The organism is Pseudoalteromonas sp. P1-30 (genome assembly GCF_001400005.1).
In the GTDB taxonomy this organism is placed as follows: Bacteria; Pseudomonadota; Gammaproteobacteria; order Enterobacterales; family Alteromonadaceae; genus Pseudoalteromonas; species Pseudoalteromonas atlantica.
In genome coordinates this window covers 1-1,747 of record NZ_LKBC01000027.1, presented here as the reverse complement: position 1 = coordinate 1,747, position 1,747 = coordinate 1, and the positions used below count along the sequence as shown (strand labels likewise).

At 37.7% G+C, this 1,747-nt stretch carries 1 protein-coding gene; it reads left to right on the top strand.

The features are described 5' to 3' along the window. The first annotated feature begins 301 nt into the window (after positions 1-301). Positions 302-1,615: a S41 family peptidase gene (locus AN395_RS19210; RefSeq protein ID WP_054983974.1), complete on the top strand. Its 1,314-nt coding sequence runs from the start codon at positions 302-304 to the stop codon at positions 1,613-1,615. Positions 1,616-1,747 lie beyond the last annotated feature (132 nt).

Here is a 1,747-nt window from a genome sequence, read left to right as displayed (position 1 = left end):
GCGATGGTTTTTAAAAGTGTACGTTTCATGATTATCTTCCTGTTTGGTTAGTCGTGCTTGTTGCCGACAACTCAACTTTAGATAATTCTGAGCGCAGCGACAAACGATAAAAACAAACCTAATAAATGAGAAATACTAACTTATAGACTTAGCCTACCCTTCTTTTACAGCAGAAGATTGGCCGACTGAAAGCTATAAATAAACTTAAATAAACTCAACAATTTACACAATGGTTACCTATTGCCAAAAAAGCATTAGTGTTGTAACTTTGTTAATTAACCCAATATTTACAAGGATTGTCATGATTAAAAAAACAAAAAATATAGTTTTATCTAGCTCATTTTTATTATTATGTGCATGTGGGGGCTCCTCAGAGAACGAAGGCGATATTATAAGTTCCGACCCTGCAGTATGTGCTAGTCAAACAGCACAAAACGAAGCCCTTTGGGACTACCTTCAAACAGATTACCTTTGGAGTGAACAGCTAAATACCTCAACAAACCCATCTACATTTGACTCATTAAGCGATTTAATGACCGAAGTTAAATCGCAAGTAGAATTAGATAAATACAGTTATGTAGTCACTGCGCAAGAATATGAAGACCGATACCTTAACGCGAGTTATTTTGGTTATGGTTTAGCAAACAAAATAGAATCTAACGGTCTTCTTGTAAAGTATGTATTTGACGATGGTAATGCAGCAGCTATGGGGTTAACCAGAGGCTCATTAATCACCATGATGAATGGCGTAAATATTGAAGAAGCAATAACCAACAATACGTTTGACTACGATGCCTTATTGGGGCCTGAAGAAGAAGGCTATACAGTAGACGTAACGTGGATAGATTTAAACGGTGAAGAACAAACCGGCACTATGGCACGCGCAACGGTTAGCACAAACACTATTCTAGACGCCCGCATATTAGAATCTAATACAGGTAAGGTTGGCTACCTGGCCTTTAATAGCTTTATTGAACGCAGTGCCCCAGACTTAGATGACACATTTTCGTTATTCGAGCAAGAGGGCGTTTCAGAGCTAGTACTTGATTTACGCTATAATGGCGGCGGTTACCTTAATGTAGCTAAACAACTAGCAAGCCAAATTGCTGCTGAGAACGTGCTTGGCAAGCCTATGTTTAATTACGAATATAATAAAAACCGTGAAACTAACAGCGTAGATTTCGAGTTAAATAATAATCAACCACGCCTAAATTTACCTCGTGTAGTAATACTTACCACTGAACAAACATTGTCTGCCAGCGAAGTGGTAATAAATGCGCTAGAACCTTACATTGATGTTCAAGTAGTTGGCACAAGCACAGGAGGAAAGCCTGTTGGCATGGATATTAATCAACTTTGTGACCACGTTGTGTTTGCCATAAACTTTAAAATGACTAACTCAGCTGGCTATGGTGATTACTTTGATGGTTTACCTGCAGATTGTTACGCCGAAGATACCATTAATTCTGATTGGGGCGATAGCAAAGATCCTCTTCTAAGCGAGGCTCTATACTTGTTAACTAATAATAGTTGCTCAACAACTCAAACAAGCCAGTTACCTAAACAAAAATCGCTTTATAACAATTTTGGTCTATTCGATAAAAACACGATATAACCCTTTTAATTGCATACAAAAAAAGCCGATGCAGGGTTATCCCTTCATCGGCTTTTTTATCGCGTTATAAAACGTTTTTATAAAGATAAATCTTCTTTAGCACGCGTTAAATTATGAGATACCAGTGAGTTT

Bases quoted from the DNA above. Each gene is read 5' to 3' on its own strand.
- AN395_RS19210 (WP_054983974.1), top strand. From the start codon at position 302: ATGATTAAAAAAACAAAAAATATAGTTTTATCTAGCTCATTTTTATTA.